The organism is Paraburkholderia sp. UYCP14C (assembly GCF_004197395.1).
GTDB lineage: Bacteria > Pseudomonadota > Gammaproteobacteria > Burkholderiales > Burkholderiaceae > Paraburkholderia.
Genome location: NZ_SELS01000024.1, coordinates 30,119 through 55,696, shown reverse-complemented (window position 1 = coordinate 55,696; position 25,578 = coordinate 30,119). Strand labels below are relative to the sequence as shown.

Sequence of the window (25,578 nt, the reverse complement as noted above, 5' to 3'; positions counted from 1 at the left end):
ACCTAGTCGGGAAGCGACGACTCCGCCGCAATGCGGAGCTCGCGATACGCGCTCACGAGCGCATCGAGGCTGAACGACCGGTTCAGGCCGCTTGGGTTGGGCAGCACCCACGCGCGAGCACCGCCGAAATCGCGGGCTTGCAAGCCCCATTCGATATCACGCTGGCCGGACATCTCGGCGAGCGCCATCTTGCCGAGAAACGCGACGAATCGCGGCGCGTAGTGTCGGATCTTCAGTTCGAACTGCGCCGCGGCGGCCTGAATCTCCGTCTTCGACAATTGGTCCGCGCGAGCCGTGGGACGTGCAACCGCGGCAGTCAGACCATATCCATGGTCCAGCAATCGACGGTCGTCCTCGGGGCGAAACTCGTCGTCCGTGAAGCCTGCGCGATGAAGCACTCGCCAGAACCGGTTGCCCCTGCCTGCAAAGTGGTGCCCCGTCGACGCCGCGAGCAATCCAGGGTTGATGCCGCAGAAAAGGATCGACAAGCCGGGCCGGATAATGTCTTGAAGGGATTGCGCGGCATCGTCGTTGTCGACCGACGACACGTCGGTCAGCGCCGCGATGGACTCACTGTTGCGCACTCTCCTCCCCTCTGAATCGCATCCGATACTGCTTCGGCGTGACGTTGAGCCGCCGCGAGAAAGTCGTGCGCATATGCGTGGCGTTGTGAAAGCCGCAATTGAACGCGACCGTCTTCAGCGGCGCATCGCTATCCTCGAGCAGTTTCCTCGCGGTGTCGACGCGCACCTGCTCGACGAATACCGAAGGCGTCACTTTCGCGTGCTTCGCGAATACTCGCGACAACGTGCGACGGCTCACCGAGGCCGCGCTCGCCAGTTCCTCGATAGAGAGCGTCTCGGTAATATGCTCGCTCACGTATCGATAGACCTTGTGGAGGATCGGATCTTCGTCCTTGCCCGCGCCGATATAGGGGCTGTACTGCGACTGACCGCCTTCGCGCTGGATATACACGACCAGACGCTTCGCGACCCGCACCGCGAGCTCGTGCCCCCAGTCCTCGGCGACGAGCGCCAGACACAGATCGATGCCCGACGTCACGCCGGCTGACGTGAAAAGCCGGCCGTCGCGAACGAAGATCCTGTCGGGCTGCACGTTGGCTTGCGGAAATTCATTGGACAGCCGCTGCGCGTTCGACCAGTGCGTCGTGACCTCCTTGCCATCGAGGAGCCCCGCATGCGCAAGCACGAATGCACCATTGCACACGGAGCCGAAGCGGCTCGCGCTGCGCGCCTGATTCTGCAACCACGTCAGGAATTCATTCGACGGCAGCGTATCGGGCAACTGTGGCCCGCCCGCAACCAGCAGCAGGTCCCATTGAATGTCGCGGTCGGCATAGCCGAACGAAACCGCCAGTTGCATGCCATTCGAGCAGGTCACGTTGCCCGCCTCGCGCCCCACCAGGCTGACCTCGTAGCGCTGATGCTCGGGAAGAAACGCATTCGCCTCGGCGAACACATCGAGTGGGCCAGCTACATCCAGCGCCTGCACACCATCGAATATAACAATGGCGACTTTCATGCCGTGACCTTCCAGGTGGGAACTATGTTTGCGATGCCGTGGCGCAGCTTAGCGCATCGGCGGCCGTTCATGCCGTCAGCGTCTGGAAAAACTATTGTGTCTGGAGGTAACAAATCCATCTTCACGACGATGCGCCTCGACGAAGTGCCTGGCCCAAAATTATCACTAGTTGGCAGTCGAGCGCACCATCCGTGCGTTTGCGCCACAGCATCGATTAACTAGACTGTGTACACGACGGCGGCCCCGGACATCACCTGGGCTTGCCGGGAAGTCTTCCGCTTGGGATGGCGCTTGTGACGCGCGTCGATGCCTGGCTGTAGCGCGGGCGACGACAAGCAGCGATAGCAGTCACTCCATGTGTTGCGGCCGGCTCACGACCGCACAGCGAACAAGGCAGATTCATCATGTTCAAGGAACGTCAGAGCTCCTTCCTGTTCGGGGGCAACGCCCCCTACGTCGAAGAGCAATATGAGCTTTACCTCGATGACCCGAGCACGGTCACGGCCGAGTGGCGGGCGTGGTTCGACGCGTTGCGCGACACCCCCGCCATCGATGGCAGCGATCGCGACGACCAGCCGCACGCACCGGTGATCTCGAACTTCGTCGAGCTGGCGAAGCGAACGCCGCGTGCCGTCGTCGCGACGGGCAACGAGGCCGGTCGCGAGGGAAGCCGGCCGACCGCCGACGCTCTGGGCCTTGCGAGAAAGCAGGTGGCGGTGCAAACGCTGATCGCCGCATTCCGGATGATCGGCACGCGCGTGGCCGATCTCGACCCGCTCGCCTGGACCCCGCCGCGCTCCTACGCCGAATTGACGCCGGCCTACTACGGCCTGTCGGCCGCCGACATGTCGACCACCTTCAGCACCGCCGATACGTATCTCTTCGAGGACGACGCGACGCTGAAGGATATCCTTGCCGCGCTCGAACAAACATACACCGGCACACTCGGCGCCGAGTTCATGCACCTCACCGACGCGCAGCAGCGGCGCTGGTGGCAGATGCGGCTCGAATCCACGCGCGCCACGCCATCGCTGCCGGCCGCGGAGAAACTGCGCCTGCTGGAACGTTTGAGCGCAGCCGAAGGGCTCGAAAAACACCTGCACTCGCGCTACGTTGGACAAACGCGCTTCTCGCTCGAAGGCGGCGAGTCGTTGATCGTGCTGCTCGATGAGCTGGTCCGGTACGGCGCGTCGAAGAAACTGCGCGCGCTCGTGATGGGCATGGCGCACCGCGGCCGTCTGAACGTCCTCGTCAATGTCGTCGGCAAGCCGCTGCGCGCGCTGTTCGACGAATTCGACGGCAAGGAAACCGAAAAACTGACGGCAGGCGATGTCAAGTATCACAAGGGCTTTACGAGTTCGGTCGAGACCGATAACGGACCGGTCGAAGTGATGCTCGCGTTCAACCCTTCGCATCTGGAAATCGTCAATCCGGTCGTGCAAGGCATGGCACGCGCGAAGGACGATCTGGCCGACAGCGACGACGGCGGCGACGTGCTGCCGGTGGAAATCCACGGCGACGCGGCGATGAGCGGACAGGGCGTGGTGATGGAAACGCTGAGCCTTTCCTATACGCGCGGACACGGCACGGGGGGCACTGTCCACGTGGTCGTCAACAATCAGATCGGTTTCACGACTTCCGATCCGCGCGACACGCGTTCGTCGTTCTATACGACCGACGTCGCGAAGATGATCGAGGCGCCGATCCTGCACGTCAACGCCGACGACCCCGAAGCGGTCGCGATGGCGGCGCAGCTCGCCCTCGACTATCGCAGCACCTTCAAACGCAGCGTCGTCATCGATCTCGTCTGCTTTCGCAAGTACGGGCATCAGGAACAGGACACGCCCGGCATCACGCAGCCGCTGATGTATCGCGCGATCGCGAATCATCCGGGCGTGAGAACACGCTACGCGAACCGGCTGATCCAGCAAGGCGTGCTGACGGCCGAGGAGGCGCAGGGCTACGTCAGCGCGCGTCGCGAACTTCTCGAACGCGCGCACGAAACCGTCGGTTCCTATGCTTCGCCGCTACACGAGGAAGCCGGCAAGCGCTCGCGCCCAGCCGTGCAGGATCCAGGTGCGGCCCGCGACCTCGTGCCGTCGGCCGACGAGCTGCGCGGCCTCGCGCAGCGGATCTCGACCGTCCCCGCGGACCTGACGCTGCATCCGCTCGTCAAAAAGATGATGAACGGGCGTCAGGAGATGGCCGCCGGAAGACGCCTGCTCGACTGGGGCATGGGCGAGCATCTGGCGTTCGCGTCGCTGCTCGCGGCCGGGGTCAGTGTCCGACTGAGCGGCCAGGACAGCGCACGCGGGACCTTCAACCACCGGCACGCGGTGCTTCACGATCAGACCCGGATGAATCGTCCCGATGGGGTCTATGTTCCGCTCGATCATATCGGCGCAGCGCAAGGCCGCTTCACCGTGACCAACTCGATTCTCTCCGAGGCCGCCGTGATGGCGTTCGAGTATGGCTATTCGACGGTGAATCGCAACGCGCTGGTGATCTGGGAAGCGCAATTCGGTGACTTCGCCAATGGTGCGCAGGTGGTGATCGACCAGTTCATCGCGTCGGGCGCGGCCAAGTGGGGACAACATAGCGGCCTGACGCTGTTCCTGCCTCACGGGCAGGAAGGCCAGGGCCCCGAGCATGCGTCGGCGAGGCTCGAGCGCTACCTGCAATTGGGTGCGCAGGACAATATGCGGGTGACGCAACCGACCACGCCCGCGCAGCTGTTCCATTTGCTGCTGACGCAGGCCCGTGCCGCCGAACCGCGCCCGCTGGTCGTGATGACGCCGAAGTCGCTGCTGCGCCACCCGGAAGCGACCAGCACCTTCGATGAGTTGAGTCACGGCGAATTTCGCGCGGTACTGCCGGACGGTCAGATCGATGCAGCGCGCGCGGCCAAAGTCGAGCGTGTGATCGTGACGAGCGGCAAGGTCTACTTCGAATTGCTCGAGCATCGCCGCAGCGCTGGGATGACCGACACCCCGATCATCCGGGTCGAGCAACTCTATCCGTTTCCGGCGCAACAACTGGCCGCCGAGCTTGCCCGCTATCCGAAGCTGAAGACCGTGGTCTGGTGCCAGGAGGAAGCGCGCAACCAGGGCGCATGGAGTTTCGCCGAGCCGCGGCTGCGCGAGCTTCTGCCTTCCGGCACGACGTTGCTGTATGCGGGACCCGATGCAACCGCATCGACCGCGCCGGGGTCGCATGCGGCGCACGTGGCGACACAATCCGCGCTCGTGTCGCGAGCGTTCACCGGCTGAGTGCGTATGCGTGTCGCGATGATGCTCTACGCGGGATTTCAGCTGCTCGAGATCAGCGGTCCGATGGATGTGTTTCATCAGGCAAACCGCCTGTATGGCGGGGTCCTCTATGAATCGCATCTGATCGGGCCGTCGCCCGGGCCGGTGCTTTCCTCGAACGGGACGGCCGTGGGTACGACCGAATGCCTGTTCGATACGCACCCGCCGTTCGATATCGTCGTCGTGCCCGGGTCCCCGGTGGTCAGTTCTGCGCCTGAGCATCGTGAACTCGTCGACTGGTTGAGCGATGCGGGACCCAGTGCGCACCGGCTCGCCTGCATTTCGAACGGCGCGTTTCTGCTGGCAAGAGCCGGTCTCGCCGATCGCCGCTGGCTGACCACCCATTGGCGCGATGCTCGACGCCTCGCGGCCGAATATCCGCTGGTTCATGTGATGTCGAATCCAGGCTGCCTGAAGGACGGCAACCTGTATTCGTCGGGCGGCGCGAGTGCGGGCATCCACCTCGCCTTGTCGCTGGTGCGGGAAGACCTCGGCGAACAGGCCGCGGGAACGATCGCCACGGCGTTGTTGACGCCGCCGGCAGGTAGCGCGAGACGCGCACGGATGAATTGATGATAGACACGAACCTGATTCACAAGGCCCTCGCGAATCCGCTGCGGCGTGACATTCTCGGGTGGTTGAGAGCCCCTGCGGAGACCTTTGCGGACGACCATGTGTACCGTGGCCGCGGCGTGCCCGTGCACGCGATCCAGGCCCGCAGCGGTCTGGCCCAGTCGACGGTATCGATGCATGTCGCCGTGCTCGTCGAAGCGGGACTTCTGGTTCCGCAGCGGGTCGGCCAATGGATCTTCCTGTCGCGCAATGAGGAAGTGATCCGGACATTTACCGAACAGATTCGCGTGCATTTGTAATGGACAAACTCAACATGATGCGGATCTTCGTCCGCATTGCTGAAGAAGGAAGCTTCACGGCAGCGGCCTCGCGCTTGGACATTCCGACCGCCAACGCGTCGCGGGCGGTGGCGCAACTCGAGACGCATTTGCGCACCCGTCTGCTGCACCGGAGTACCCGGCGCCTCGCACTGACCGAGGCGGGTGAGCGATATCTGGAGCGCTGCCATCAGATACTCGCCTCTGTCGACGAGGCCGACGCCGAGGCAGCCAATGCGCAAGTCAGACCCTCGGGGCGGCTGCGCGTGCATGCGTCGCCGGGCTTTGGCACGACCTATCTGGTGCCGGCGGCGGTCCGCTACCACGAGCGCTATCCTGCCGTGTCGGTCGAGCTGACGTTATCGTCCGGCACGCCGGATCTTCTCGACGATGGCTATGACCTGATGCTTCGATTGAGTGCGACGGACCTTCCCGACTCGGGGCTCGTTTCGCATCGGCTCGGCGACGTCCACAGCGTGCTCTGTGCGGCGCCCGCGTATCTGCGCGCGCGCGGTACGCCGCGCACGGTGCAGGAGATTCGGAGTCACACGTGCCTGCAGCTCGTCATGTCGATTTTCCCGCGCGATCGCTGGCATCTGGACGGCCCCAACGGCCGTGAAACTGTCGAGCTGCCGAGAGCCGCGATCGAAATAAACCTGCCTGACGCGCTCGGCGTCGCGCTGCGCGAGGGGGTGGGCATCGGTGCGCTACCGATGCCGAACGCCCTGCCTCTGCTCGAAAGCGGCGCACTGGTTCGCGTGCTGCCGCAGTATCGGCTGCAGAAACTGACGGCCTACACGGTGCACGCGTCGCGCCAGTATCTGGACGCGAAAATCAGAACTTTCGTGGATTTCCTGCGCGAGGCCGTGCCGTCGGCATTGGCCGAGGACGTGGCGGCGCTCGACGGTTGAGCCGTGCCCCGGTGACCTGCCGCTTCACGCTGTGTCGCGGCAGGCTGCGCGTGACGCGCTTCAACCCGCAGTTGCTCAAAACCTTGCTGGATTTCCTGCGTGAGGCCGTGCCGTCGGCATGGCCCGAAGATGAGGCGGCGCTCGACCGTTGAGCCCTGCCTCGATGAACTGCCGCTTCACGCTGTGTCGCGGCAGGCTGAGCGTGACTCGCTTCAATGCGCCTCTGCCCAGAACTATCGTGGATTTTCTACGCGAGGCCGTGCCGTTGGCATGGGCCGAAGATGAGGCGGCGCTCGGTTGCTGAGAGCCCCGCCCCGGTGACCTGCCGCTTCACCCTGAGTTGCGGCAGGCTGCGCGTGACGCGCTTCAACCCGCAGTTGCCTTGCGCTCGTGCGACGCCACGCGTTGCGGTTGCGACGGCGATTGCGGTTGGGGTTGCGCGGCCATCGCGCGGGAGACCATTTCGTTTTGCTTGATGATCTTGTCGATCTCGGCGTCGGCCTGCGCATCGTATTTCGCGAAAACATCGGTGCTATAGCGCGTGTTCTGCGCCGCGCCCAACTGCGAACCGGATTGGTCGCGGGTGTCGGCATCGACCGTCATCGACAGGCCGATACGCAGCGGATGCGCGGCCAGTTCGGCCGGGTCGAGTGCGATGCGCACCGGCAGCCGCTGCACGATCTTGATCCAGTTGCCGGTGGCGTTCTGCGCCGGCAGCGTCGCGAACGCGCTGCCGGTGCCGGCCGAAAAGCCCTCGATACGCCCGTGATAGCGCGCGCGGCTACCGTAGACGTCCGATGTCAGCGTGACCTGCTGGCCGATCCGCATCTGCTTGAGCTGCACTTCCTTGAAGTTCGCGTCGACCCATACGCCGTCGAGCGGCACGATCGCCATCAGCGGCGTGCCGGGCGCGACCCGCTGACCGACCTGAACCCGGCGCTGCGCGACGTAGCCGGTCACCGGCGCCGGCAAGGTATCGCGCGCATAGGCGAGCCACGCGGTCCGCACTTTCGCGGCGGCGGCCTGCACGTCCGGATGCTGTTCGACCGTGGTGCGGTCGGTCAGCGCGTGGTTGGCTTCGCCTTGCTGACGCGCGGCATCGAGCGCGGCCTGTGCGACGCTGACCGCGTCGCGGGCGTGCGCGATGTCTTCGGCGGACACGGCGCCCGTGTCGGCGACCGCCTCGCGGCGGTGCAGGTCGTCTCGCGCGCGGCCCAGATCGGCTTCGCGCTGCGCGACGTTCGCCGCGTAGAAGTCGTTGTTGACGTACAGGCCGCTCACGCGTCGCACGGTCTGGCCGAGTTGCGCTTCGGCATCGGCGAGCGCCAGTTTCGCATCGGCCGGATCGAGCGTGACGACGGGGTCGCCTTGCTTCACGATCTGCGTGTCGTCGGTGTTGACCGCGATCACCGTGCCGGTGACCTGCGGCGTCAGTTGCACGAGATTGCCGCTGACGTACGCGTCGTCGGTCTCCTGGTGATAGCGGCCCTCGGTGTAGTAGTACCCGCCGTAGGCTGCGCCCGCGAGCACCACCGCGGCGCCGAGCAGCGCGATCAGGCGCTTGCGGCTTGCCGGGGGCGTGGCCTTGCTGTCGCCCTGCGGGGTGGCGGGCGCTTGCGCGCCGGTCTTCTGTACGGCTTCCTGATCCGCCAGTTCGCGGTCGGTCGTGATCGAATCGCTCATTGCAGTGCTCCTGATAGGTTTCCTGGCGTGCCGTTCAACGTGCGGCAACCGTGGGATTGACTTGACTGGTGGGGGCGGCGGCGGTGTCCGCGTGATGGTCGGTCGTGGCCGACGTATCGACATAGCCGCCGCCTAACGACGACGCGAGCTCGATCTGCTGGTCGCGGCGGTCCATCTTCAGATTGGCGATCGCCTCGTCGGCGTTCAGCGCGGTGACGTCGGCATTGAGCACGGTCAACTGGTTGGTCAGGCCGGCCTTGTATTGCGTGGTCGCCAGCCGATCGGCATCGCTCGCGGCCTGCTGCGCGGCCTGCGCATCGCCGAGCTGCGCGTCGCTCGAGCGGATCTGCGCGACCTGCGTGGCCACGCTGCTCAGCGCGCCGATCAGCGTCTGGTTGTAGGTCGCCACCGCATAGTCGAACTCGGCATAGCGGCCCTTCAACTGCGCGCGCAGCTCGCCGCCGTCGAAGATCGGCAGATGGATCGCCGAGCCGATCGAACCCGTGCGGCTCGCGGCGTTCAGGAAGCGGCCGAAACCGAACGCGTCCAGGCCGATCGCGGCGCTCAGGTTGATGTCGGGATAGAACTCGGCCTTCGCTTCCTTCACCTCATGCGTGATCGCGTCGACGCGCCAGCGCGCCGCGACGATGTCGGGCCGCCGGCCCAGCAGATCGGCCGGCAGGTTGTCCGGCAGACGCACTTCGTCGCCGACGCCGAGCGTCGGCCGGGTGATCGCGAGTCCGCGATCGGGACCCTTGCCGAGCAACGCCGCCAGTTGATACCGGGTGGTCAGGATGCTGCCGTCGAGCGCGCTGACACGGGCACGGCTGGTGGACAGATTCGCGTCGGCCGTCTTGCGCTCCACTTCGGTGTCGAGCCCGTTGGCGATGCGGCCCGCGGTGATGCGGTCGATCTGCTCGCGCCGCGCAACTTCCTGCTGCGCGATATCGCGCAACGCGTAGAGCCGCGCCAGCTCGTTGTAAGTGCGGGCGATCGAGGTGTCGAGCGTGAGCTTGACGACCTGCTCGTCGGCTTCGCTCGCGGACGTCTCCGAGACGGCTGCTCGCAGCGCCTCGCGGTTCTTGCCCCACAGATCGAGATCGTAGGAAGCGCTGAGCAGCCCCTTGTTCTCCGTCTGCCACGAGCCCGCATAGGGCGGCGGAATCAGCGCGTTGCCGCTGAACTGCTGGCGCGTCAGCGAGTACGAAGCGTCGACGCGCGGCAGCGTGTTCGCCTTCGCCGTTTCGCTATAGGCTTGCGCCTGTTCGACTCGTGCGCGCGCCTGGGCAAGCGTCGGGCTGCCTTGCAGCGCCTCGGCGATCAACGCCTTCAGTTGCGCGTCGCCGAACTGGTCGACCCAGTCCGGGGACGGCCAGTTCCCATGCTCCTGCGGCAGGCTCTGGGTCGTTGCCAGCTGTTGCGGCTGATCGATCTGCTTGTCGCTGTGGATGCCCGCATAGTTTGCACATGCAGCCAGCACTGCGAAGGAGATCACCGAAACACCGAGCTTCAGCGAACGGCCGACGGTGTTTGCTTTGGAAGTCTGCGTTTTCATTTTCTGACAAATCAGATTAATGGGTGAAAAAACCGCGGCCCACGGCCGCGCCGCTCACTCGCCTGTGAACTTGCGAAGGAGGCGGTCCAGCTCGGCAAACTCGGCCTTCGTGAATTTGCGCAAGCGGGCGTTCAATACATGCGGTGCGATTTCCGGAATCCGCGCGGCGATTTTCTGCCCTTCCGCGGTCAACGTCAGATTGACCACGCGGCGATCTTGCGGATCGCGCGAACGTTCCAGCAGTCCCTTCGCTTCCAGCTTGTCCAGCATCCGTGTCATCAGACCGGTGTCGATGCCGAGCAGCTTTGACAGCTCGAAAGGCGTGGTTGCCACATTCTGCTTAACCGAAAGCAGGATGCCCATTTGCTGGCCGTTGATCCCGAGCTCCTTCAACGCCGCGTCCATTTCCGCGACGACAACGTTGCGAGCCTTCACAAGCCTGAAGCCGATACTGTCGGTAAGCATAAAGTTCTTCGTCGTGTAGTGGTCCATGGCGGTGTTCCTCCTTGTTGATTTAAACAATATCTGCATTATCAGATAATGTCAAGGAGAATACTGTGTTTCAATTTCCGCCTTAACCGGGTTGCCCAATCGGGTTCAATGTCCGCCGGCGGCGGCCGCGCCCGCGGCACCACCCTTGGTCGGTTTCGTGATCCAGATCAGCGGGATGATCACGACAAAGATCACCGCCGAGATCCAGAAGATGTCGTTCAGGCCCAGCATCGTGGCCTGCGCGTTCAGCGAGGCCTCGTAAAAGGCCGTGGCCTTGGGAACGCCCGCGTCCAGCGCGGCCTGCAAGTGCGCGATCGCGCCGGTAAAGCCAGGATTGTCCACGCTCGATTGCTCGGCAAGCCGCGCATGGTGAAGAATCGTACGGTCGTTCCACGCGTTGCTCATCAGCGACGTGCCCACCGCGCCGGCAAAGATCCGCGCGAAATTGGACAGACCCGCGGCCGCAGGAATCTCCTCCGGCTTCAGGCCCGACAGGATGATCGCGGTGAGCGGCGTGAAGAACAGCGCGGTGGGAATGCCCTGCAGCAAGGTGGGCAGCACGAGCGTCCACGCGTCGACGTCGGTCGTGTAGTTCGAGCGCATGAAGAACACCGCGGCGAATCCGGCGAACGCAAGCGTGGCAAGCACCCGCATGTCAGAACGCGGCATGATCTTGCCCATCACCGGGGCGAGGATCACCGCAAAAATGCCGAGCGGCGCGGTCACGAGCCCCGCGTCGACCGCGCGGTAGCCGAGGAAGCCCTGAATCCACTGGGGCAGGATCACGAGGTTGGCGAAGAAGATCGCGTAGGCAACCGAAATCGCGATCGTGCCGCCGAGGAAGTTGCGTTTGGCGAACAACCGCAAGTTGACGATCGGTTTTTCCTCAGTCAATTCCCAGATCAGGAAAAACACGAAGCTGATCGCGGCGACAATGGTGAGCACCCAGATCACAGGCGAGCTGAACCAGTCGAGGTCGCGGCCCTTGTCGAGCATGATCTGCAGCGGCGCGACCCATGCGATCAGCGAGATCAGGCCGACCTTGTCGATCGGGAGTTTGCGCGCCGGCGTCTCGCGGTCGCGGTAGATCGCCCAGATCGCGCCCGCGGCAAACAGGCCGACCGGCACGTTGATGTAGAAGATCCATGACCAGCTATAGCTGTCGGTGATCCAGCCGCCGAGTGCCGGCCCTGCGATGGGCCCGACCGTCGCGGTCATGGCCCACAGCGCCAGCGCGCTCGAACCTTTTTCCTTCGGAAACGACGCGAGCAGCAAGGCCTGCGACAACGGCACCAGCGGCCCCGCCACGGCACCCTGCACGATACGGGCGACGAGCAGCACCGGCAGGTTCGGCGCGAGGCCACACGCCGCCGACGACAGCACGAACAGCAGGATCGCCCAGACGAACAGCTTGACCTGGCCGACGCGCTGCGTGAGCCACCCGGTCAGCGGAATCGACACCGCGTTGGCCGCGGCGAACAGCGTGATGACCCATGTGCCCTCGTCGATCGACACGCCGAGGTTGCCGGACAGCGTCGGAATCGCGACGTTGGCGATCGACGAATCCAGCACGTTCATGAAGGTGGCGAGCGCCACGGCAAAGGTGCCGATGGCAAACTTCGCGCCAGTCAGCTGGGCTGGCGCGCCTGGGTTGGTCGATGGATTCATGTGACGTCCTCGTCTCGGTTCGCAGCGCCCGTCGTTGGCAGGCGATTATCTGCAATGTCAGATAAATGGTTAAAAAAATACCGCCTCAGCGGTCCAGCAGTCTTGAAAGGAGCAGGCTCAGCGCGTCGAAGTCCGACTTCGAGAAATGCGCAAGCCGCTCGCTCCACGCTCCCTCGACAACCCGCGTATTCCGGGCCGCGACGGCCTGCCCGCTCTGCGTCAATGACACATCGACGAGACGGCGATCCTTGCCGTTGCGCACGCGCTCGACCAGTCCGCTGTGTTCGAGCTTGTCCAGCACCCGGGTCATGCGGGCCGGGTGGACGCCAGCCAGTTTCGACAGCGCGGCCGGCGTATTCACGCTCCCGCGTGCCAGCGCGAGCAGAACGCCGCGCTCCTGCAAATTCAGCCTTGCATCCACCAGTCCCGCCCTGAGTTCGCTTGCAATCAGCTGACGGGCCTGGCCCAGCACGGCCATCAGCTGCTGCGTCCGCTCGAAGTCGTCGTTGATCGAATCGTCCATCGCTCGCCTCCTCGATATCTGACTTCAATATATTTGACTATGCAGATTTATGCAAGCGGATTTCCTGGTCGTATGCGCTACATGGTGTAAAAACTGAATTGAGCCGACGACGACAATCGCCGCAATTCCTCGGGGCTAGATTGTTTCCGGCATGGATTCGGGCGCTGCGCGCTCTCTCTTCAGGAGGACAGAACGATGACTGACAAGCCGCTTACGCTGGGTATCGATCACGTCGGACTCACCGTCCGCGATCTGAACCTCACCCGCGACTTCTTCGTGCAATGTCTTGGCTGGCAGCAGGTGGGAGAAAGACCCGCCTATCCGGCTGCGTTCGTGTCGGACGGACATGTGATGGTGACGCTCTGGCAGGTCACCGATCCAGCCCGCCTCGTCGAATTCGATCGCAAGGTCCATGTGGGGCTGCATCATCTTGCGTTGCGCGTGGGCAGTGAAGAGGCGCTCAACGATATCTTCTCGCGCGTGTCCGCGTGGCCGGGTGTGCAAATCGAATTTGCGCCGGAAAACCTCGGCCCGGGGCCCAAACGCCACACGATGGTGTACGAGCCGGGCGGCATCAGGCTCGAGTTCGACCACGACCCGCGGGCCCGGCCATCCTGAACATGGTGAGCCCCGCAATGACAGGACCAGCGCCGAGACACGGAATCGCTGACCTTTTGTTCCTGCGGCTCACAACTGTTTGTCCAGGCCTTGTGTTCAAAAGCGGAGCGCGACTGCATAAATTAGGAACCATCGGAGACATCAATCCGATCACAGATTGCTGATCCAACCTACTTCGAGGTTCACTATGAGTCACTCTCCCAAAGTCATCGTCGTCACGGGTGCATCGCAAGGCATCGGCGCCGAAACGGTCAAGGCATTTCGCGCACTCGGCCACAACGTGGTCGCGACATCGCGCAGCATCAAACCGTCCGACGATCCCAACCTCGTCACGGTAGCCGGTGACATCGCCGATCCGGCCACCGCTCGACGCGTGATCGAGGCAGCCGTCACGCATTTCGGTCGTGTCGATACGCTCGTCAACAATGCCGGCATTTTCGTGGCCAAGCCGTTCACCCAATACACCGCCGAAGATTACGCGACGGTCACCGGCATCAATCTCGCGGGATTTTTCTACATCACGCAGCTCGCGATTGCCGAGATGGAGAAGCATGAGCGCGGACACGTGGTGAACATCACGACGAGTCTGGTCGATCACGCGATCGACGGCGTGCCGTCCGTGCTGGCCTCGCTGACTAAGGGCGGCCTCGTTGCCGCGACCCGCTCGCTCGCGATCGAGTATGCGAAGCGCGGCATTCGCGCCAACGCGGTTTCGCCCGGCATCATCAAGTCACCGATGCATGCGCCCGAAACCCACGCGGCACTTGGCGCATTGCATCCGATGGGGCATATGGGCGAGATGAGCGACATCGTCAATGCGATCGTCTATCTCGACTCGGCGCCGTTCGTGACCGGCGAGATCCTGCACGTGGACGGTGGCCAGAGCGCGGGCCACTGAGCCGGGCATGCGATGAAAACGCGCGCGCCGCTCAGTGTGCGCGCTCGCGCGGCGCGGGCGTTTGGGGCGCCGCGGGTTTGGCCAACTGCTCGATCAGAAATTCGACGAAAGCCCGCACGCGCGAAGTCAGATAGCGCGCGTGCGGATAAAGCAGGATGAATGGCCGCGTGCGCCCGCCCGCTTCGCGCAACACTTCCACGAGCCGGCCTTCGCGCAGGTCGTCCGCGACGACGAATCGATACGTCTGAAACAGGCCCGCGCCAGCCCGCGCGAGCGTCACACCGGCAAGCGCGTCGCCCGACGTTCCATAGCTTCCGGTCGTCAGCACGTCGCCATTTTCCGTCGAGCCCTCGAAGGTCCACGCGAGATGGCGTCCGCTGCTCGGCATCTCGAACTGGATGCACTCGTGGGCCTGCAAGTCCTCGACGGTTTTCGGCACGCCCGCGCGCTTCAGATAGGCGGGCGTCGCCACCACGACCATTTCCGCGTCTTCGAGCTTGCGCGCGACGAGGTTCGAATCGGCCGGCGCGCGCCCGCGGATCGCGAGATCGAAACCTTCGTCCGCGAAGTCGATGTTGCGGTTGCTCAGGTGCGTCTCGATCTGGACTTGCGGATAGCGTTCGCGAAACGCCGGCAGCAGCGGCAACACGCGATAGTGCCCGTACGGTGTCGGCATGCTGATGCGCAGCACGCCGGCCGGCGTGGTCTGCTCGCCCGTCACTTCGCGCTCGGCGTCCATCAGTTGCGACAGCGCCTCGCGGCACTGCTCGAAGTAGCGCCGCCCCGCGTCGGTCAGACGGATCTGGCGTGTCGTGCGCACGAACAGGCGCACGCCGAGCCGTTCCTCGAGCCGTGCCACCGAGCGGCTCACGGCCGCCGGCGTGACGCTCGCGGCATTGGCCGCGAGCGTAAAACTTCCGAGCTCCGCCGCGAGGCAGAAGAGTTCGATGCTGCCCAGCAGCAGATCGTCGAATTTGCGTTGCATGCCGGTCTCCCTCTACTTTTTGCTCAAGAACTCATCTATCTCTGCCGCGCGGGACCGAACGCGTAGGCACGGAACTGATGCTGAAAGCAAACCGAACATCGGCACGCGCCCGTACCACGCGTGCCGATGTCTTCAATCGATGCGACGCATGAAAGTCAGCCTGCCCGGCTCCACACCGATTGCAGCCGCTCGATACTTTCATGCGTTTCGCGCTCCAGTTGCGCCATCAGTTCGCCGGCGGGCAACGAACGCGCGAGCGGCGCGGCCTGGCCCGCCCATTGTGCGCCGTAACCGAACTCACCCTTGGCCTTGGCAGCTGCATTGAGCGCCTTGCCCGCGTCATAGGCGATCGGATAGGACGGCGTGCGCGGGGCTTGCGGGTCCTCGCCGAGCGCGGTGAAGCGATTGACGATGCTGCGCGCGAGGCGCCCCGAAATGGCCGACGTGAACGTCGTGGAGCGTGCCGCATCGCTGAGCAGCGCGCGGCGATAGCCGTCGTCGATCGAGGTTTCCGGACACGCGACGAAGGCCGTGCCCAATTGCGCCGCCTGCGCGCCCAGCGCGAGCGCGGCCGCGATGCCGGCGCCGTCCATGATGCCGCCCGCCGCGATCACGGGCAGGTCGAACTCGCTCACCAGCAGACGCGTCAGCGCGAACGTGCCGAGGCGCTCGTCGCGCCCGGTCGTGTCGAACACGCCGCGATGACCGCCCGCTTCGATGCCCTGCGCGACGATCGCATCGACCCCCGCCTCGACGGCCGCCGCCGCTTCGTCCAGATTGGTCGCGCTCGCCAGCAAACGGATCCCCGCGTGCTTCAGTTGCGCGATCACCGCATCGGACGGCAAGCCGAAATGGAAGCTTACGACGGCCGGCTTCTCCGCGAGCAGCATCGCCTGCATCGCGGTATCGACGACGAAGCTCGTGTAGATCTCGGAGAGCGCTTGCGGCGGCGTCGCACCGTATTGCCCGAACACCGGTTCGAGCCAGTCTAGCCATGCGCGCTCGACGGCGGCATCGGGTGTCGCCGGACGATGACAGAACACATTGACGTTGATCGGCTTGGTCGTCAGCTCGCGGGTCTGCTGGATCGCGCGGCGCGCGTTCTCCGCGTTCATCGCGGCAACGCCGAGCGAGCCCAGACCGCCGGCGTTCGACACCGCGGCGGCCAGCGCCGGCGTGGTGACGCCGGCCATGGGCGCCTGAATGATCGGCTTGTGGATGCCGAGCGTGCGCAGCAACGCGCGATTGTCCGCTTGAGTGCTCATGTCGTTCCCTTCCCACGGATGCGTTAAAGGTTCACTGGGGCTGCCGGCTTGCCGGCTTGCCGGCCGGTCAGGCCTCGGCGCGGCGGTGCGCCCAGCGCGCGAGGCCGCCACAGGCGATCAGCAGCGCACCGGTCACGAAGAATACCGCGTGCAGCCCGAGATGAACGCCGATCACGCCGCCGATCACCGGCCCCACCACCTGGCCGCTGAATTGCGCCGACTGCAGATAGCCGAGCAGGCGCCCCGTGTTGCTTTCGTCCACCGATTGCCGCGCCAGCTTGCCGATTGACGGCAACAGGCCCGCGAGCGTCATGCCCATCAACACGCGCAAACCCGCCAGCTGCCACCAGTGCGTGACGAACGCTTGCGGCACCATCGCCAGCCCCGTGAGAACGAGGCAGGCAACGATCACACGCCAGCTGCCGAACCGGTCGGCCAGCGCGCCGAGGCGCGCCGCCGTCAGCATGCTCCCGAGCGCCGAGCATGCCATGACCACGCCCGCAACGCGAGCAAGATGCGGCGCGCTCACGCCGAGACCACCGATATACACGGTGATGATCGGCTCGATCGACATGTTGGCGAGCAGCACCATCATCGCCGTCACGAGCAGCGCGGCCACCACCGCGTAATTGGCGCGGCGCACGGGCGCGTCCGCGGTGCCACGCGCGTGGGCTTTCACGTCGCTGGCCGGGTGAAACTCTTCCTTCACCAGGAAGATGGTCAGCAGCGCCGCCGCGGCGATCATCGCGCCGCCTGCGAAAAACGTGCCGCGAATCCCGATCCAGTCCGGCAGCACGCCGCCGACGAGCGGCCCGACCAGATTGCCGGCGAGCGCGCCCGTCGACAGGATGCCGAGCGCCCAACCGGCGCGCTCGCGCGGCGCCTGCGTGCCCACCATCACCGTGGATGCCGATGCATAGCCGCCGATCAGACCGGCGACCAGACGCAGCGCGACCAGTTCGTACACATTGTGCGCCACGCCGATCAACGACATCACCACGGCCATGCCGATCGCCGCTCGAACCAGCATCGGCTTGCGGCCGTAGCGGTCGGCCAGACGCCCCCACAGTGGCGCGGTGACCGCGGTGCCGAGGAAGGTCGCGCCGAACGCGATGCCCGACCACTGGATCACCGCGGACTGCGAACTGACGCCGAGCTGTCGGACGTAGAGCGGCAGGAACGGCAGCAGCATGCTCAGGCTGACGAGCGTCGTAAACGAGCCGAATACGCAGACGACCAGATTGCGTCGCCAGTACTGCGCATTGCGCTCCGCGTAACCGCGCGGCCGCGCGTCGTGCTGCGCAGGCGGCGTCACGAGCGCCGCCGGTGAAGAAGAAACCGTGGAATTCATTTTGCGCTCCGGGCGGCAAACAGATTGATGGCGAGTGCGAACAGAAGAGCCACCGCGCCGATCGCGTAAAGCACCAGATAATTGCCGCCGCTCGAAGAGAACACGAACGAAAGACCGTAAGCCGCCAGCGCCTGCATCACGGCGAAGCTCGTCGTCGCGCGGCTCCATGCGCCCTTGACGGCCGACGGATGGTGCGCGAGCAATTCGTTCACGCGGCCGAGCACGAGCGGCACGATGCCCGGCGTGAACGCGCCCAGGATAAAGGCGGACACCATCAACCCCGCCGACCCGAATAAGCCCGCGGCCGGAATCGCGACCGCCACGGCCTGCACCAGATACGCGACACGCAGCGCGCGGCCGAAACCCGCGCGATCGGCGAGATGCCCCGCCGCGAGCGGCCCGACGATCGCGCCCAGGCCATACAGCACCCAGAATTCGGCGCCCGCGTCGACACCGCGGCCGAGTCCGCGCGCCACGAAGTCGACGAGGAACAGCATGTGCGGCACGAGTCCCACGGCGTTGAGGCCATACTCGGCGTAGAGCGCGCGCAGACCGGTGCGAGGATAGGCAGGCGCCCTTTCGAAGCGCGAATGCGCGGCGGCGTGTGCGGGCGCGGTGTGCTCGGGCCAGCCGTTCCAGGCCACCGCGGTCAGCAGCAGCGAAACGGCCGCGAGCCCAAGCCACGTAGTGGTGAGCCCCTGTCGCAACAGAATCGGCACGATCGTGCCCGAAGCGGCGATGCCGAGCCCGATGCCCGTGAAGATGCCGCCGCTCGCGAAGCCCCGGCGCGCCGCCGGCACGTGCGCGAGGATGGTCGGCGCGGCGAGCACCATCAGTGCGCCGCCCGAGATCCCCGAGGCCAGCCGCCAGACAAAGAACCACAGGAACGACACGGGCACCGCGCAGGCCACGAAGGCGATGGTCGCGAGCAGCATCATCGCGCGCAGCACGGTGGCGGGTTTCGCCACGCGGGCCATCGCGCCCGCCAGCAGCGCGCCGGCCAGATAGCCGCCGAGGTTCGCCGCGCCGAGATAGGCCGCGGTCGATGCAGGAAACCAGTGCGCGCCGATGATGGCCGGCAACAGCGGCGTATACGCAAAACGCGCGAGACCGATGCCGATCAGACTCGCGCTGGCCCCGGCGAGCGTGCCTCGCCAGACGTTGTAGGCGGCCGGAGCGGCCGGATTCGAGACGGCTTGCTGCATGACGACACCCATGGACCCGTGCTGTTAAGCACCTGATGAACTATGGGGCCTAGTGTATTTCGATTCGCTTCGCGCGAGAATCGCCGCGCAGCGGAAGTCATTCTTCCGCGCGGCGATTGAATCAGGGTCGATCGGTGTCGGTGATCTGCTGGGCCTGCTCGAAATACTCGCGCAGCAGCGGCGCGGCGAAATCGACGAAACTGCGCACCTTCGGCACCGCCAGGCGCCCATACGGCGTCACCAGATTGACGGGCAGCGGCGCATGCTCGCTGTCGTGCAGCACGATTTTCAGCGCACCGGCCTTGACCTGCTCGGCCACGTGATAGGAGAAAAGCCGCGTGACGCCATGCCCGGCCACGGCCGAAGCCAAGGCCGCGCGGATCGTATTGACGATGAAGCGCGGCGTGAAGCGCACGACCTGCGGCAGCGCCGCTTGACGCGCGGCCGGAAAGCTCCACGAGTCGAGCCCGAAATGCGTCATCGAAATGATCGGATGGCTGGCGAGATCGGCGGGCGACACGATGGCCGGATGGGTGGCGAGATAGTCGGGCGAAGCGACCACCACCCGCCTGACCTCGCCCACCGGAATGGCGACGAGTGTCGAGTCCTGCAGATGGGCAATGCGCAAGGCGACGTCGATGCCCTCGTCGATCAGGCTCACGGGCCGGTCGAGCAGGTGCAGGCGGATCGACGCCTGCGGATGGCGATCGAGAAACGTGTCGACGATCGGGCGCAGCACCTCCTCGCCCACCGCCACCGCCGCCGTCACGGCAAGCAGGCCGCGTGGCGCCGAGCGCTCGTCGGCGGCGAGCAGGTCCGCCTCCTCCAGATCCGCGAGGATGCGCCGGCACGCCAGCGCATAGCGCTCGCCCGCCTCGCTCAGCCGGATCGTGCGCGTGGTGCGGTGTAGCAGCGCCGTGCCCGCGTGCGTCTCCAGAAACGCGATGGCCCGGCTCACCGCCGCGGGCGAGCGGCCGAGCCGGCGGCCTGCGCCCGCCAGACTTCCCTCGTCGAGCGTGGCGACGAATACCTTCATTGCGTCGATACGGTCCATGGCGTGTCTGGTCTCGAGATGGGGCTTGCGTGGTGCCGCGGTTTTGCTGGTCGGTGAGTTCCGGCACGATCTTAGCGGATTACGACGAACGCCAGAGCAGCTGGCCGGGTGGCGCTGGTTCGGGGCTCGTCATACCCTTAAGAAATCGTTCAGCAGATCCTGGTAGGCTCCGTTGGCGCTAGCCGCCGCATGTGCCGCGTGTGCCGCCCGCCGCGAGCTTGCCCGCCCTGTGGTGCTGGCACTGCGTGTGCTGGACCAGCCAATACAGCCTCCATCGTGCGAGGCACCTCAACCTTTCCATTCTGTTCGCTCGACCCGATGACCAAGCTCACACCTTCACCCGCGACCGCAACGGCAACCCGAATCGCGGCCGGCGAGGACCGCACCCAATACGACGCTTTCTCGATGCTGTTGCATTGGATCACGGTGCTTCTGGTATTGGCGCAATTCGGACTGGCCCACACCTGGGGGTTCGCGCCCAAGCCCACGCGGCACCTGATGATCGTCGGCCACATGTCGTTTGGAATCTTGCTGTCGGCGGTGTTGATCGTGCGCATCGGGTGGCGGCTGCTACCCGGACATCAAAGTCCCGCGGCCGGCGCGGGGTGGATCGAGTTGGCCGCGAAGGCCGTCCACTACGTTCTGTACGCGCTGCTGGTCGGCGAAGCGGTACTCGGTTTCGTGCTGCGGTGGTCCGGCAACGAATCGATGAGCTTTTTCGGCGTGCCGATCCCCTCTCCTTTCGCGCCGACCAGTAAAGCGACGCATCAGGCAATCGGCGAGGCGCACGATCTGGTGGGCTGGGCGATCATCGTCATCGCGGCCGCACATGCCGCCGCCGCGCTGTTTCATCACTACGTGCTGCGCGATGACGTGCTCAAGCGCATGCTGCCCGGAAAACCGGGCGACGCGTAAGCCGCTGGCGGCGCGCCCCGTTACTCAGAGCCAATCGACAGACGATCGACGATCGTTCTGACGCCCGGCGTCGAGCGCGCCGCGCCCCATACCACTGCCTTCTCGGCCGACGAACTGACGCGGCCCGTCAGTGTCACCGCGCCGTCGTCGACCTCGACGCCCAGATGCTTCAGTTCGCGTTCGGTATGACGCTGGATCGCCTTGCGGATGTTGTATTCGATATCGGTCGACGACGCGCGGCCCGTGATCCGGATATTGTTCGTCATGCCCAGCACGCCGCGCATGTGGCGGATGTTTTTCTCGGCGATATGGCTGCGATAGCCGTCGCGTACTTCGCCGCTCAACGTGACCCAGCCCTGTTCCACCTTGACCTTGACCGTGCTTTCCTCGAGACCGGCGATCCAGTCGAGCACGGCCCGCGCGCTCAACGCGATGTCCTCGTCGGTCCGCCGGTCCGCGTCGTGAAGCGCCACCTCGATGTGCATGACCACCGCCACCACGCCGGCGATGGCTAGCGTGCATTTCTCGGCGGCGACTTTCTGCGCGTAGTTCGGCACCTGACCGCTCAGCGTGACGATGCCGTCGGCGAGCCCGACGCCGATCCGGTTCGCGTCGATCGCGGGATTGTTCGCGAGCTCGTCCTCGACTTCCTGACGCAATTGGCTGTCCGACTTCATGACCCATTCCCCTCCAGGAAAACGCGCCGACGCGGCAACGGCCTCGACGCAACTCACCAGCTTGCCCGCGCCGGCGCACACCGTGCGCGATGAACTCGCGCGAGCGCTTTACACCAGACTAGTGCGAGCTCGCGCGCGCACGCTTGATCGAAGTCAAACGCCCGGCGCCCGTATGCGTTGAAATGGTCCCGTACGAGAAACCATTCGCGAGCCAACGGAGGAATCATGAATCTGACTTTTCTCGGTGCAAGCGAGACCGTCACCGGTTCGAAGTATCTGCTCGAAGAACCCGGCTTGCGCATCCTCGTCGATTGCGGGCTGTTTCAGGGCCCCAAGAACCTGCGGCTGCGCAACTGGGCGCCTCTGCCGGTGCCGGCCGATTCGATCGACGCGGTGATCCTGACGCACGCGCATCTCGACCACAGCGGCTATCTGCCGTTGCTCGCGCGAAACGGCTTTCACGGTCCCGTCTATTGCACGCCGGGTACCGCCGCGCTGTGCGAGATCATGCTGCGCGACAGCGCGAAGCTGCAGGAAGAAGAAGCGGAGTTCGCGAACCGCCATGGTTTCTCGAAGCATCGGCCGGCGCTGCCGCTCTACACGCAGGACGACGCGCAGCGCGCGTTGCAACTGATGGCGCCACGCCGCTTCGATACTCCCGTCGAGCTGCCGCATGGGCTGTGCTTCCGCTTCCTGCCGTCGGGGCACATCCTCGGCGCGGCGAGCGTCGTCATGAGCCGCAATCACAAGGTGCTGGCGTTTTCCGGCGACGTGGGCCGGCCCGAAGACCCGATCATGCGTGCGCCCGCGCCGCTCGCGCACGCCGATTACCTGGTCGTCGAGTCGACCTACGGCGATCGCCTGCATCCGGACTCGAATCCGCGGGACGAACTCGAGCGGCTCTTCAGCCGAACCTTCGCCAAAGGCGGCGTGGTGGTGATGCCGTGCTTCGCGGTCGGCCGCACGCAGGAAATCCTGTACTACATCGCGAAACTGAAAGAGACCGGGCACATGGCGCACGTGCCCGTCTATCTGGACAGTCCGATGGCGACCAGCGTGACGGAGGTGTATCGCAAGCATCTCGCCGAGCATCGCCTGACGATCTCCGACGCGAACGCGATCGACAAAGCCGCGATCATGGTCAGAAGCGTCGATCAGTCGAAGGCGATCGCGTCGCACAACGGACCGATGGTGATCATCGCCGGCAGCGGCATGGCGACCGGCGGGCGCGTGCTGCATCATCTGCGGCTGTACGCGGACGATCCGCGCAATACGATCGCGCTGGTCGGCTACCAGGCGGCCGGCACGCGCGGCGCGGCGCTGGCGGCCCACGAGCCGTCGATCAAACTGTTCGGCGAATACGTGCGGGTGCGCGCGAACGTCGAATCGATCACGTCGCTGTCCGCGCATGCCGATTACCGCGAGTTGCTGAAGTGGCTATCGAGCCTCACCGACGCGCCCACCCACACCTTCGTCACGCATGGCGAGCCCGCCGCGGCCGATGCGATGCGGCGGCGCATCGTGGAGATGCTCGGCTGGTCGTGCGAGGTGCCCATCTATGGGCAAAGCGTCGAGCTCGGGCAGTTGTGAGTCCGGCAGCCGCGGGCTCAGGCGGACTGCGGCGCGAGCGTGGCGGTCATCGTTCGCCTGACGCACCATTGGGTCCGCTCGGGGCGCCCGTCTCGACGACGAGATCGTCGACCACCGCGCTCACGCCCGGCGCGCTCCACGCGACCCCGCGCGCAACCTTGCGTTCCGCGTAGGAGCCTACCTTGCCCGTCAGCGTGACCGTGCCGTCCTTCACGTGGACGGCGATGTGTCTGACTTCGCGCTCGGCGTGCCGCCGCATCGCGTCCTCGATGTTCCTGCTGATCTCTTCCGACGCCACCTTGCGGCGCACCTCGATCGCATTGGTCAAGCCGCGGATGCCGCGCATCTGCCCGACCGCGCGCGCGACGACATGGCGCTGGTAGGCCCAGTCGACCACGCCCGTCAGCGTGACCCAGCCCTTTTCCACCTGGATCTTGATCGCGTCGTTGGGGACGGCGACGCTCCAGTACAGAATCGCGTGGACCGCGCTCGCCACATCCTCGTCGCTATGTTCGTCGGGCTTCGGCAAGCGGACCTGCAGGTCCACCGCGACCGCCTTCACGCCAGCCACGCGCTGCGCGGCTTTTTCGGCGGCGAGTTTTTCGGCCAGGCTCGGCGGATGGCCCGACAGCGTGACGACGCCATTGGTCACCTCCACGCCGATGTCCGTCGCGGTGACCGCGGGGTCCCACTCGAGTTCTTCCTCGACTTCCAGCTTCAGTTGCCTGTCGGTTTTCATCAGGTCTCTCCTCGCGATGGGTGCGTGCGACGGCTCGGGGCACGCGTGCTCACGAGCGGATTCATCGCGTCGCCGCGACCCCGCGACGCGAATGCACGCCCGTGAAAACGCGCCGCCTCACCATGCCTTCAGCCTAGCCGGGCGCGTCGCCGCGTCGTTGATCCACGTCAAGCGCGTCCGTGCAGTCCGTCACGCGCAGAACCGGAAGAACCCGCTGTGCAGCAGGACGGGCTTGGCGCCGACCTCGTCGAGCAGACGGCAGGCGGCCTGTTCGATCTGGAAACGATGCGCGAGGAACGCATCGACCAGATCCTCTTCCCGTAGCGAGCGCGCGCCAAAATGATCTTCGAGCGCCTCGGCCGTGATCGCGCACTGCACGGGCAGATCGTCGACGAGCGCCGTAAATGCCAGCACCAGATCGCGAGCACAGTATTCGGGCATGCAGGATGGAAAGGAAATATGCATGGTGACGCCCCTCCACGGGCATGAAATGCCGCATCTGCGGATGCGAGATAGCGCACCCGCCGCGACGTCTCCAGCTTAATCACGCAAGACCCGGCCAATTTGACGTACGTCAAGGCGGCGTCCCGCGCGCCCGGCGGTGCCGTGGTTTAGCGCGGCATCGTCGGGGCGAACGGTCATTCGCCGGTGCGCGCCACCGAACCCTTATCCGCGTCGCTGCGGCGCGTGGCGGCGTCGATCGTCTGGCGCAATGCCCGCAGTTCGGCGTGCAGGCGCACGATTTCATCGTTCAGATGCTTGATGTCCCGATGCATCTCGCGCCGCAACGCCCGCTCTTCCTTGCCGATAAAGGCCGCGGCGATGCTCGCGAACACCAGCGACAACATGCCGTAGCCCAGCAGCACGACGAATGCCGCGAAAACACGCGAGGCGGGCGTCGTCGGCGCGATGTCGCCGTAGCCGACGGTCGCGCTGCTCTCGAACGCGAGCCACAGCCCCTCCGAGTACGAATGCACGCGCGGTTCGAGAAAATAGAATCCGGCGCCGGCCATCGCGAGCACGAGCGCGCCGGCAAGCAGCAGCCACATCAGGCGGTTCGGCGTCACGAACTCACGCAGCGACAGCACGATGCGCAACGCCACGATACCCATGAAAGACAGCCGCAACAGCCATTCGACCGGCTGCCAGGGCGGCGTGCCGAAGCCGGTGCTGAGCGCCGCGCCCAACGCGATCAGCAGGTCGAGCCAGTTGTTCGCGAGCAGCGTCCTCGGCCGTCTGCTCAGATGGGCCAGCCAGGTGAACGACAGCGTGAAGCCGGCGAACATGCCCAGATACAAGGTCCGCGACAGGGTCAGCGCAAACGGGGTGGGCACCGTCAGTTCGACGTAGAACGCCGGAATCGCGCAAAAGCTCAGTGCGCACAGCCCCCAGCGCAGGTGGCGCCATGCCCGCACCGCGCGTGGGCCGTCGTGCGCGCTGGCACCGCCCAATCCGTAGCCGCCGAGGCCGTGGTCGATCATCTGGTCCTCATCGCGCGAATGGCTTCCGGCCTGTCGGGTTTCGCGCGGTACCTTGCCGGTGCCGCCAACGCATCCGGGCCGCGCGATCATCTGTTGCAGACTACCCGACGCCTGCGCGACGGCCTTGATGCAGATCAGTGCATCTGAAAGGTGTGCGCGATTGGCCGCTGAGATCAGCTCAGAGCGGATCCGGTTCGGCGGCACTGCGGCATGCGGGTGGCCATGGTG

Annotated in this window: 25 protein-coding genes; 9 read left to right on the top strand and 16 right to left on the bottom strand. The window is 65.4% G+C overall.

The genetic code is table 11. The annotated features are described in order from the left end of the window. Positions 1-2: 2 nt before the first annotated feature. On the bottom strand, positions 3-584 hold the full coding sequence (mug, locus tag EVC45_RS22300) for a G/U mismatch-specific DNA glycosylase (RefSeq protein WP_129960404.1): 582 nt from the start codon (positions 582-584) through the stop codon (positions 3-5). Beyond that, entirely contained in the window at positions 571-1,542 is a 972-nt protein-coding gene (locus EVC45_RS22295; protein ID WP_129960403.1) for a GlxA family transcriptional regulator, read from the bottom strand. The genes mug and EVC45_RS22295 overlap by 14 nt, the downstream gene beginning before the upstream one ends. Before the next feature lie 404 nt (positions 1,543-1,946). Between EVC45_RS22295 and EVC45_RS22290 the strand changes: the two genes are divergently transcribed. Genes EVC45_RS22290 through EVC45_RS45690 form a run of 5 tightly spaced genes read left to right on the top strand, consistent with a single transcriptional unit; the run spans position 1,947 to position 6,803 of the window. Further along, positions 1,947-4,811: a 2-oxoglutarate dehydrogenase E1 component gene (locus EVC45_RS22290; protein ID WP_129960402.1), complete on the top strand. Its 2,865-nt coding sequence runs from the start codon at positions 1,947-1,949 to the stop codon at positions 4,809-4,811. A 6-nt stretch (positions 4,812-4,817) separates the two neighbouring features. Beyond that, positions 4,818-5,423, top strand: a complete 606-nt coding sequence (locus tag EVC45_RS22285; protein ID WP_129960401.1) for an AraC family transcriptional regulator — start codon at positions 4,818-4,820, stop codon at positions 5,421-5,423. Continuing rightward, positions 5,423-5,722, top strand: a complete 300-nt coding sequence (locus tag EVC45_RS22280) for a helix-turn-helix transcriptional regulator (protein WP_129960400.1) — start codon at positions 5,423-5,425, stop codon at positions 5,720-5,722. The genes EVC45_RS22285 and EVC45_RS22280 overlap by 1 nt, the downstream gene beginning before the upstream one ends. Beyond that, entirely contained in the window at positions 5,722-6,651 is a 930-nt protein-coding gene (locus tag EVC45_RS22275) for a LysR family transcriptional regulator (RefSeq protein WP_129960399.1), read from the top strand. The genes EVC45_RS22280 and EVC45_RS22275 overlap by 1 nt, the downstream gene beginning before the upstream one ends. Further along, positions 6,648-6,803 carry a hypothetical protein gene (locus tag EVC45_RS45690; RefSeq protein WP_168991511.1) on the top strand — a complete coding sequence of 52 codons (156 nt, stop codon included), beginning with the start codon at positions 6,648-6,650 and terminating at the stop codon, positions 6,801-6,803. The genes EVC45_RS22275 and EVC45_RS45690 overlap by 4 nt, the downstream gene beginning before the upstream one ends. Before the next feature lie 214 nt (positions 6,804-7,017). On the opposite strand, the gene EVC45_RS22270 is transcribed toward EVC45_RS45690, so the two are convergent. From EVC45_RS22270 to EVC45_RS22250, 5 genes are all read right to left on the bottom strand, one after another. Then, positions 7,018-8,334 carry an HlyD family efflux transporter periplasmic adaptor subunit gene (locus tag EVC45_RS22270; RefSeq protein WP_129960398.1) on the bottom strand — a complete coding sequence of 439 codons (1,317 nt, stop codon included), beginning with the start codon at positions 8,332-8,334 and terminating at the stop codon, positions 7,018-7,020. Between the two features lie 34 nt (positions 8,335-8,368). Beyond that, positions 8,369-9,889, bottom strand: a complete 1,521-nt coding sequence (locus EVC45_RS22265) for an efflux transporter outer membrane subunit (RefSeq protein ID WP_129960397.1) — start codon at positions 9,887-9,889, stop codon at positions 8,369-8,371. Positions 9,890-9,943: 54 nt separating this feature from the next. Further along, complete coding sequence (locus EVC45_RS22260; protein WP_129960396.1) at positions 9,944-10,381, bottom strand: MarR family winged helix-turn-helix transcriptional regulator; 438 nt, start codon at positions 10,379-10,381, stop codon at positions 9,944-9,946. 105 nt (positions 10,382-10,486) lie between these two features. Further along, on the bottom strand, positions 10,487-12,049 hold the full coding sequence (locus EVC45_RS22255) for a DHA2 family efflux MFS transporter permease subunit (protein WP_129960395.1): 1,563 nt from the start codon (positions 12,047-12,049) through the stop codon (positions 10,487-10,489). Between the two features lie 85 nt (positions 12,050-12,134). Beyond that, positions 12,135-12,572: a MarR family winged helix-turn-helix transcriptional regulator gene (locus EVC45_RS22250; protein ID WP_129960394.1), complete on the bottom strand. Its 438-nt coding sequence runs from the start codon at positions 12,570-12,572 to the stop codon at positions 12,135-12,137. A 195-nt stretch (positions 12,573-12,767) separates the two neighbouring features. Between EVC45_RS22250 and EVC45_RS22245 the strand changes: the two genes are divergently transcribed. Next, positions 12,768-13,190: a VOC family protein gene (locus tag EVC45_RS22245; protein WP_129960393.1), complete on the top strand. Its 423-nt coding sequence runs from the start codon at positions 12,768-12,770 to the stop codon at positions 13,188-13,190. Between the two features lie 187 nt (positions 13,191-13,377). After that, positions 13,378-14,088 (top strand): SDR family NAD(P)-dependent oxidoreductase, encoded by a 711-nt coding sequence (locus tag EVC45_RS22240; RefSeq protein ID WP_129960392.1) that lies wholly within the window; start codon positions 13,378-13,380, stop codon positions 14,086-14,088. Between the two features lie 31 nt (positions 14,089-14,119). Here the strand turns inward: EVC45_RS22240 and EVC45_RS22235 are convergent, their stop codons facing one another. The 5 genes from EVC45_RS22235 to EVC45_RS22215 form a co-directional block, all read right to left on the bottom strand. Next, positions 14,120-15,073, bottom strand: a complete 954-nt coding sequence (locus EVC45_RS22235) for a LysR family transcriptional regulator (protein WP_129960391.1) — start codon at positions 15,071-15,073, stop codon at positions 14,120-14,122. 155 nt (positions 15,074-15,228) lie between these two features. Then, positions 15,229-16,338 carry a nitronate monooxygenase family protein gene (locus EVC45_RS22230; RefSeq protein ID WP_129960390.1) on the bottom strand — a complete coding sequence of 370 codons (1,110 nt, stop codon included), beginning with the start codon at positions 16,336-16,338 and terminating at the stop codon, positions 15,229-15,231. Positions 16,339-16,405: 67 nt separating this feature from the next. Beyond that, positions 16,406-17,689, bottom strand: a complete 1,284-nt coding sequence (locus EVC45_RS22225; RefSeq protein ID WP_129960389.1) for an MFS transporter — start codon at positions 17,687-17,689, stop codon at positions 16,406-16,408. Beyond that, a complete protein-coding gene (locus EVC45_RS22220; protein WP_129960388.1) occupies positions 17,686-18,894 on the bottom strand; it encodes a YbfB/YjiJ family MFS transporter in 1,209 nt (402 codons plus the stop codon). Before EVC45_RS22220 ends, EVC45_RS22225 begins: the two co-directional genes overlap by 4 nt. Positions 18,895-19,015: 121 nt before the next feature. Beyond that, positions 19,016-19,948, bottom strand: a complete 933-nt coding sequence (locus EVC45_RS22215; RefSeq protein WP_129960387.1) for a LysR family transcriptional regulator — start codon at positions 19,946-19,948, stop codon at positions 19,016-19,018. Positions 19,949-20,266: 318 nt separating this feature from the next. On the opposite strand from EVC45_RS22215, the gene EVC45_RS22210 reads away from it, so the two are divergent. After that, positions 20,267-20,863, top strand: a complete 597-nt coding sequence (locus EVC45_RS22210; protein ID WP_129960386.1) for a cytochrome b — start codon at positions 20,267-20,269, stop codon at positions 20,861-20,863. A 20-nt stretch (positions 20,864-20,883) separates the two neighbouring features. Here EVC45_RS22210 and EVC45_RS22205 read toward each other — a convergent pair whose 3' ends face one another. After that, on the bottom strand, positions 20,884-21,540 hold the full coding sequence (locus tag EVC45_RS22205; RefSeq protein WP_129960385.1) for a BON domain-containing protein: 657 nt from the start codon (positions 21,538-21,540) through the stop codon (positions 20,884-20,886). A 225-nt stretch (positions 21,541-21,765) separates the two neighbouring features. On the opposite strand from EVC45_RS22205, the gene EVC45_RS22200 reads away from it, so the two are divergent. Beyond that, positions 21,766-23,130, top strand: coding sequence for an MBL fold metallo-hydrolase RNA specificity domain-containing protein (locus EVC45_RS22200; RefSeq protein ID WP_129960384.1), 1,365 nt, complete (start codon positions 21,766-21,768; stop codon positions 23,128-23,130). A gap of 46 nt (positions 23,131-23,176) precedes the next feature. Here the strand turns inward: EVC45_RS22200 and EVC45_RS22195 are convergent, their stop codons facing one another. From EVC45_RS22195 to EVC45_RS22185, 3 genes are all read right to left on the bottom strand, one after another. Continuing rightward, positions 23,177-23,869 (bottom strand): BON domain-containing protein, encoded by a 693-nt coding sequence (locus EVC45_RS22195; RefSeq protein WP_129960383.1) that lies wholly within the window; start codon positions 23,867-23,869, stop codon positions 23,177-23,179. 189 nt (positions 23,870-24,058) lie between these two features. Next, positions 24,059-24,334: a DUF1488 domain-containing protein gene (locus tag EVC45_RS22190; RefSeq protein ID WP_129960382.1), complete on the bottom strand. Its 276-nt coding sequence runs from the start codon at positions 24,332-24,334 to the stop codon at positions 24,059-24,061. A gap of 173 nt (positions 24,335-24,507) precedes the next feature. After that, positions 24,508-25,350 (bottom strand): potassium channel family protein, encoded by an 843-nt coding sequence (locus tag EVC45_RS22185; protein ID WP_129960458.1) that lies wholly within the window; start codon positions 25,348-25,350, stop codon positions 24,508-24,510. Positions 25,351-25,578 lie beyond the last annotated feature (228 nt).

What these genes read in the sequence shown, in the direction of transcription:
- EVC45_RS22295 (WP_129960403.1), bottom strand. Translation starts at nt 1,542, where the DNA reads ATGAAAGTCGCCATTGTTATATTCGATGGTGTGCAGGCGCTGGATGTA.
- EVC45_RS22290 (WP_129960402.1), top strand. Translation starts at nt 1,947, where the DNA reads ATGTTCAAGGAACGTCAGAGCTCCTTCCTGTTCGGGGGCAACGCCCCC.
- EVC45_RS22285 (WP_129960401.1), top strand. Translation starts at nt 4,818, where the DNA reads ATGCGTGTCGCGATGATGCTCTACGCGGGATTTCAGCTGCTCGAGATC.
- EVC45_RS22280 (WP_129960400.1), top strand. Translation starts at nt 5,423, where the DNA reads ATGATAGACACGAACCTGATTCACAAGGCCCTCGCGAATCCGCTGCGG.
- EVC45_RS22275 (WP_129960399.1), top strand. Translation starts at nt 5,722, where the DNA reads ATGGACAAACTCAACATGATGCGGATCTTCGTCCGCATTGCTGAAGAA.
- EVC45_RS22270 (WP_129960398.1), bottom strand. Translation starts at nt 8,334, where the DNA reads ATGAGCGATTCGATCACGACCGACCGCGAACTGGCGGATCAGGAAGCC.
- EVC45_RS22265 (WP_129960397.1), bottom strand. Translation starts at nt 9,889, where the DNA reads ATGAAAACGCAGACTTCCAAAGCAAACACCGTCGGCCGTTCGCTGAAG.
- EVC45_RS22260 (WP_129960396.1), bottom strand. Translation starts at nt 10,381, where the DNA reads ATGGACCACTACACGACGAAGAACTTTATGCTTACCGACAGTATCGGC.
- EVC45_RS22255 (WP_129960395.1), bottom strand. Translation starts at nt 12,049, where the DNA reads ATGAATCCATCGACCAACCCAGGCGCGCCAGCCCAGCTGACTGGCGCG.
- EVC45_RS22250 (WP_129960394.1), bottom strand. Translation starts at nt 12,572, where the DNA reads ATGGACGATTCGATCAACGACGACTTCGAGCGGACGCAGCAGCTGATG.
- EVC45_RS22245 (WP_129960393.1), top strand. Translation starts at nt 12,768, where the DNA reads ATGACTGACAAGCCGCTTACGCTGGGTATCGATCACGTCGGACTCACC.
- EVC45_RS22240 (WP_129960392.1), top strand. Translation starts at nt 13,378, where the DNA reads ATGAGTCACTCTCCCAAAGTCATCGTCGTCACGGGTGCATCGCAAGGC.
- EVC45_RS22235 (WP_129960391.1), bottom strand. Translation starts at nt 15,073, where the DNA reads ATGCAACGCAAATTCGACGATCTGCTGCTGGGCAGCATCGAACTCTTC.
- EVC45_RS22230 (WP_129960390.1), bottom strand. Translation starts at nt 16,338, where the DNA reads ATGAGCACTCAAGCGGACAATCGCGCGTTGCTGCGCACGCTCGGCATC.
- EVC45_RS22225 (WP_129960389.1), bottom strand. Translation starts at nt 17,689, where the DNA reads ATGAATTCCACGGTTTCTTCTTCACCGGCGGCGCTCGTGACGCCGCCT.
- EVC45_RS22220 (WP_129960388.1), bottom strand. Translation starts at nt 18,894, where the DNA reads ATGCAGCAAGCCGTCTCGAATCCGGCCGCTCCGGCCGCCTACAACGTC.
- EVC45_RS22215 (WP_129960387.1), bottom strand. Translation starts at nt 19,948, where the DNA reads ATGGACCGTATCGACGCAATGAAGGTATTCGTCGCCACGCTCGACGAG.
- EVC45_RS22210 (WP_129960386.1), top strand. Translation starts at nt 20,267, where the DNA reads ATGACCAAGCTCACACCTTCACCCGCGACCGCAACGGCAACCCGAATC.
- EVC45_RS22205 (WP_129960385.1), bottom strand. Translation starts at nt 21,540, where the DNA reads ATGAAGTCGGACAGCCAATTGCGTCAGGAAGTCGAGGACGAGCTCGCG.
- EVC45_RS22200 (WP_129960384.1), top strand. Translation starts at nt 21,766, where the DNA reads ATGAATCTGACTTTTCTCGGTGCAAGCGAGACCGTCACCGGTTCGAAG.
- EVC45_RS22195 (WP_129960383.1), bottom strand. Translation starts at nt 23,869, where the DNA reads ATGAAAACCGACAGGCAACTGAAGCTGGAAGTCGAGGAAGAACTCGAG.
- EVC45_RS22190 (WP_129960382.1), bottom strand. Translation starts at nt 24,334, where the DNA reads ATGCATATTTCCTTTCCATCCTGCATGCCCGAATACTGTGCTCGCGAT.
- EVC45_RS22185 (WP_129960458.1), bottom strand. Translation starts at nt 25,350, where the DNA reads ATGATCGACCACGGCCTCGGCGGCTACGGATTGGGCGGTGCCAGCGCG.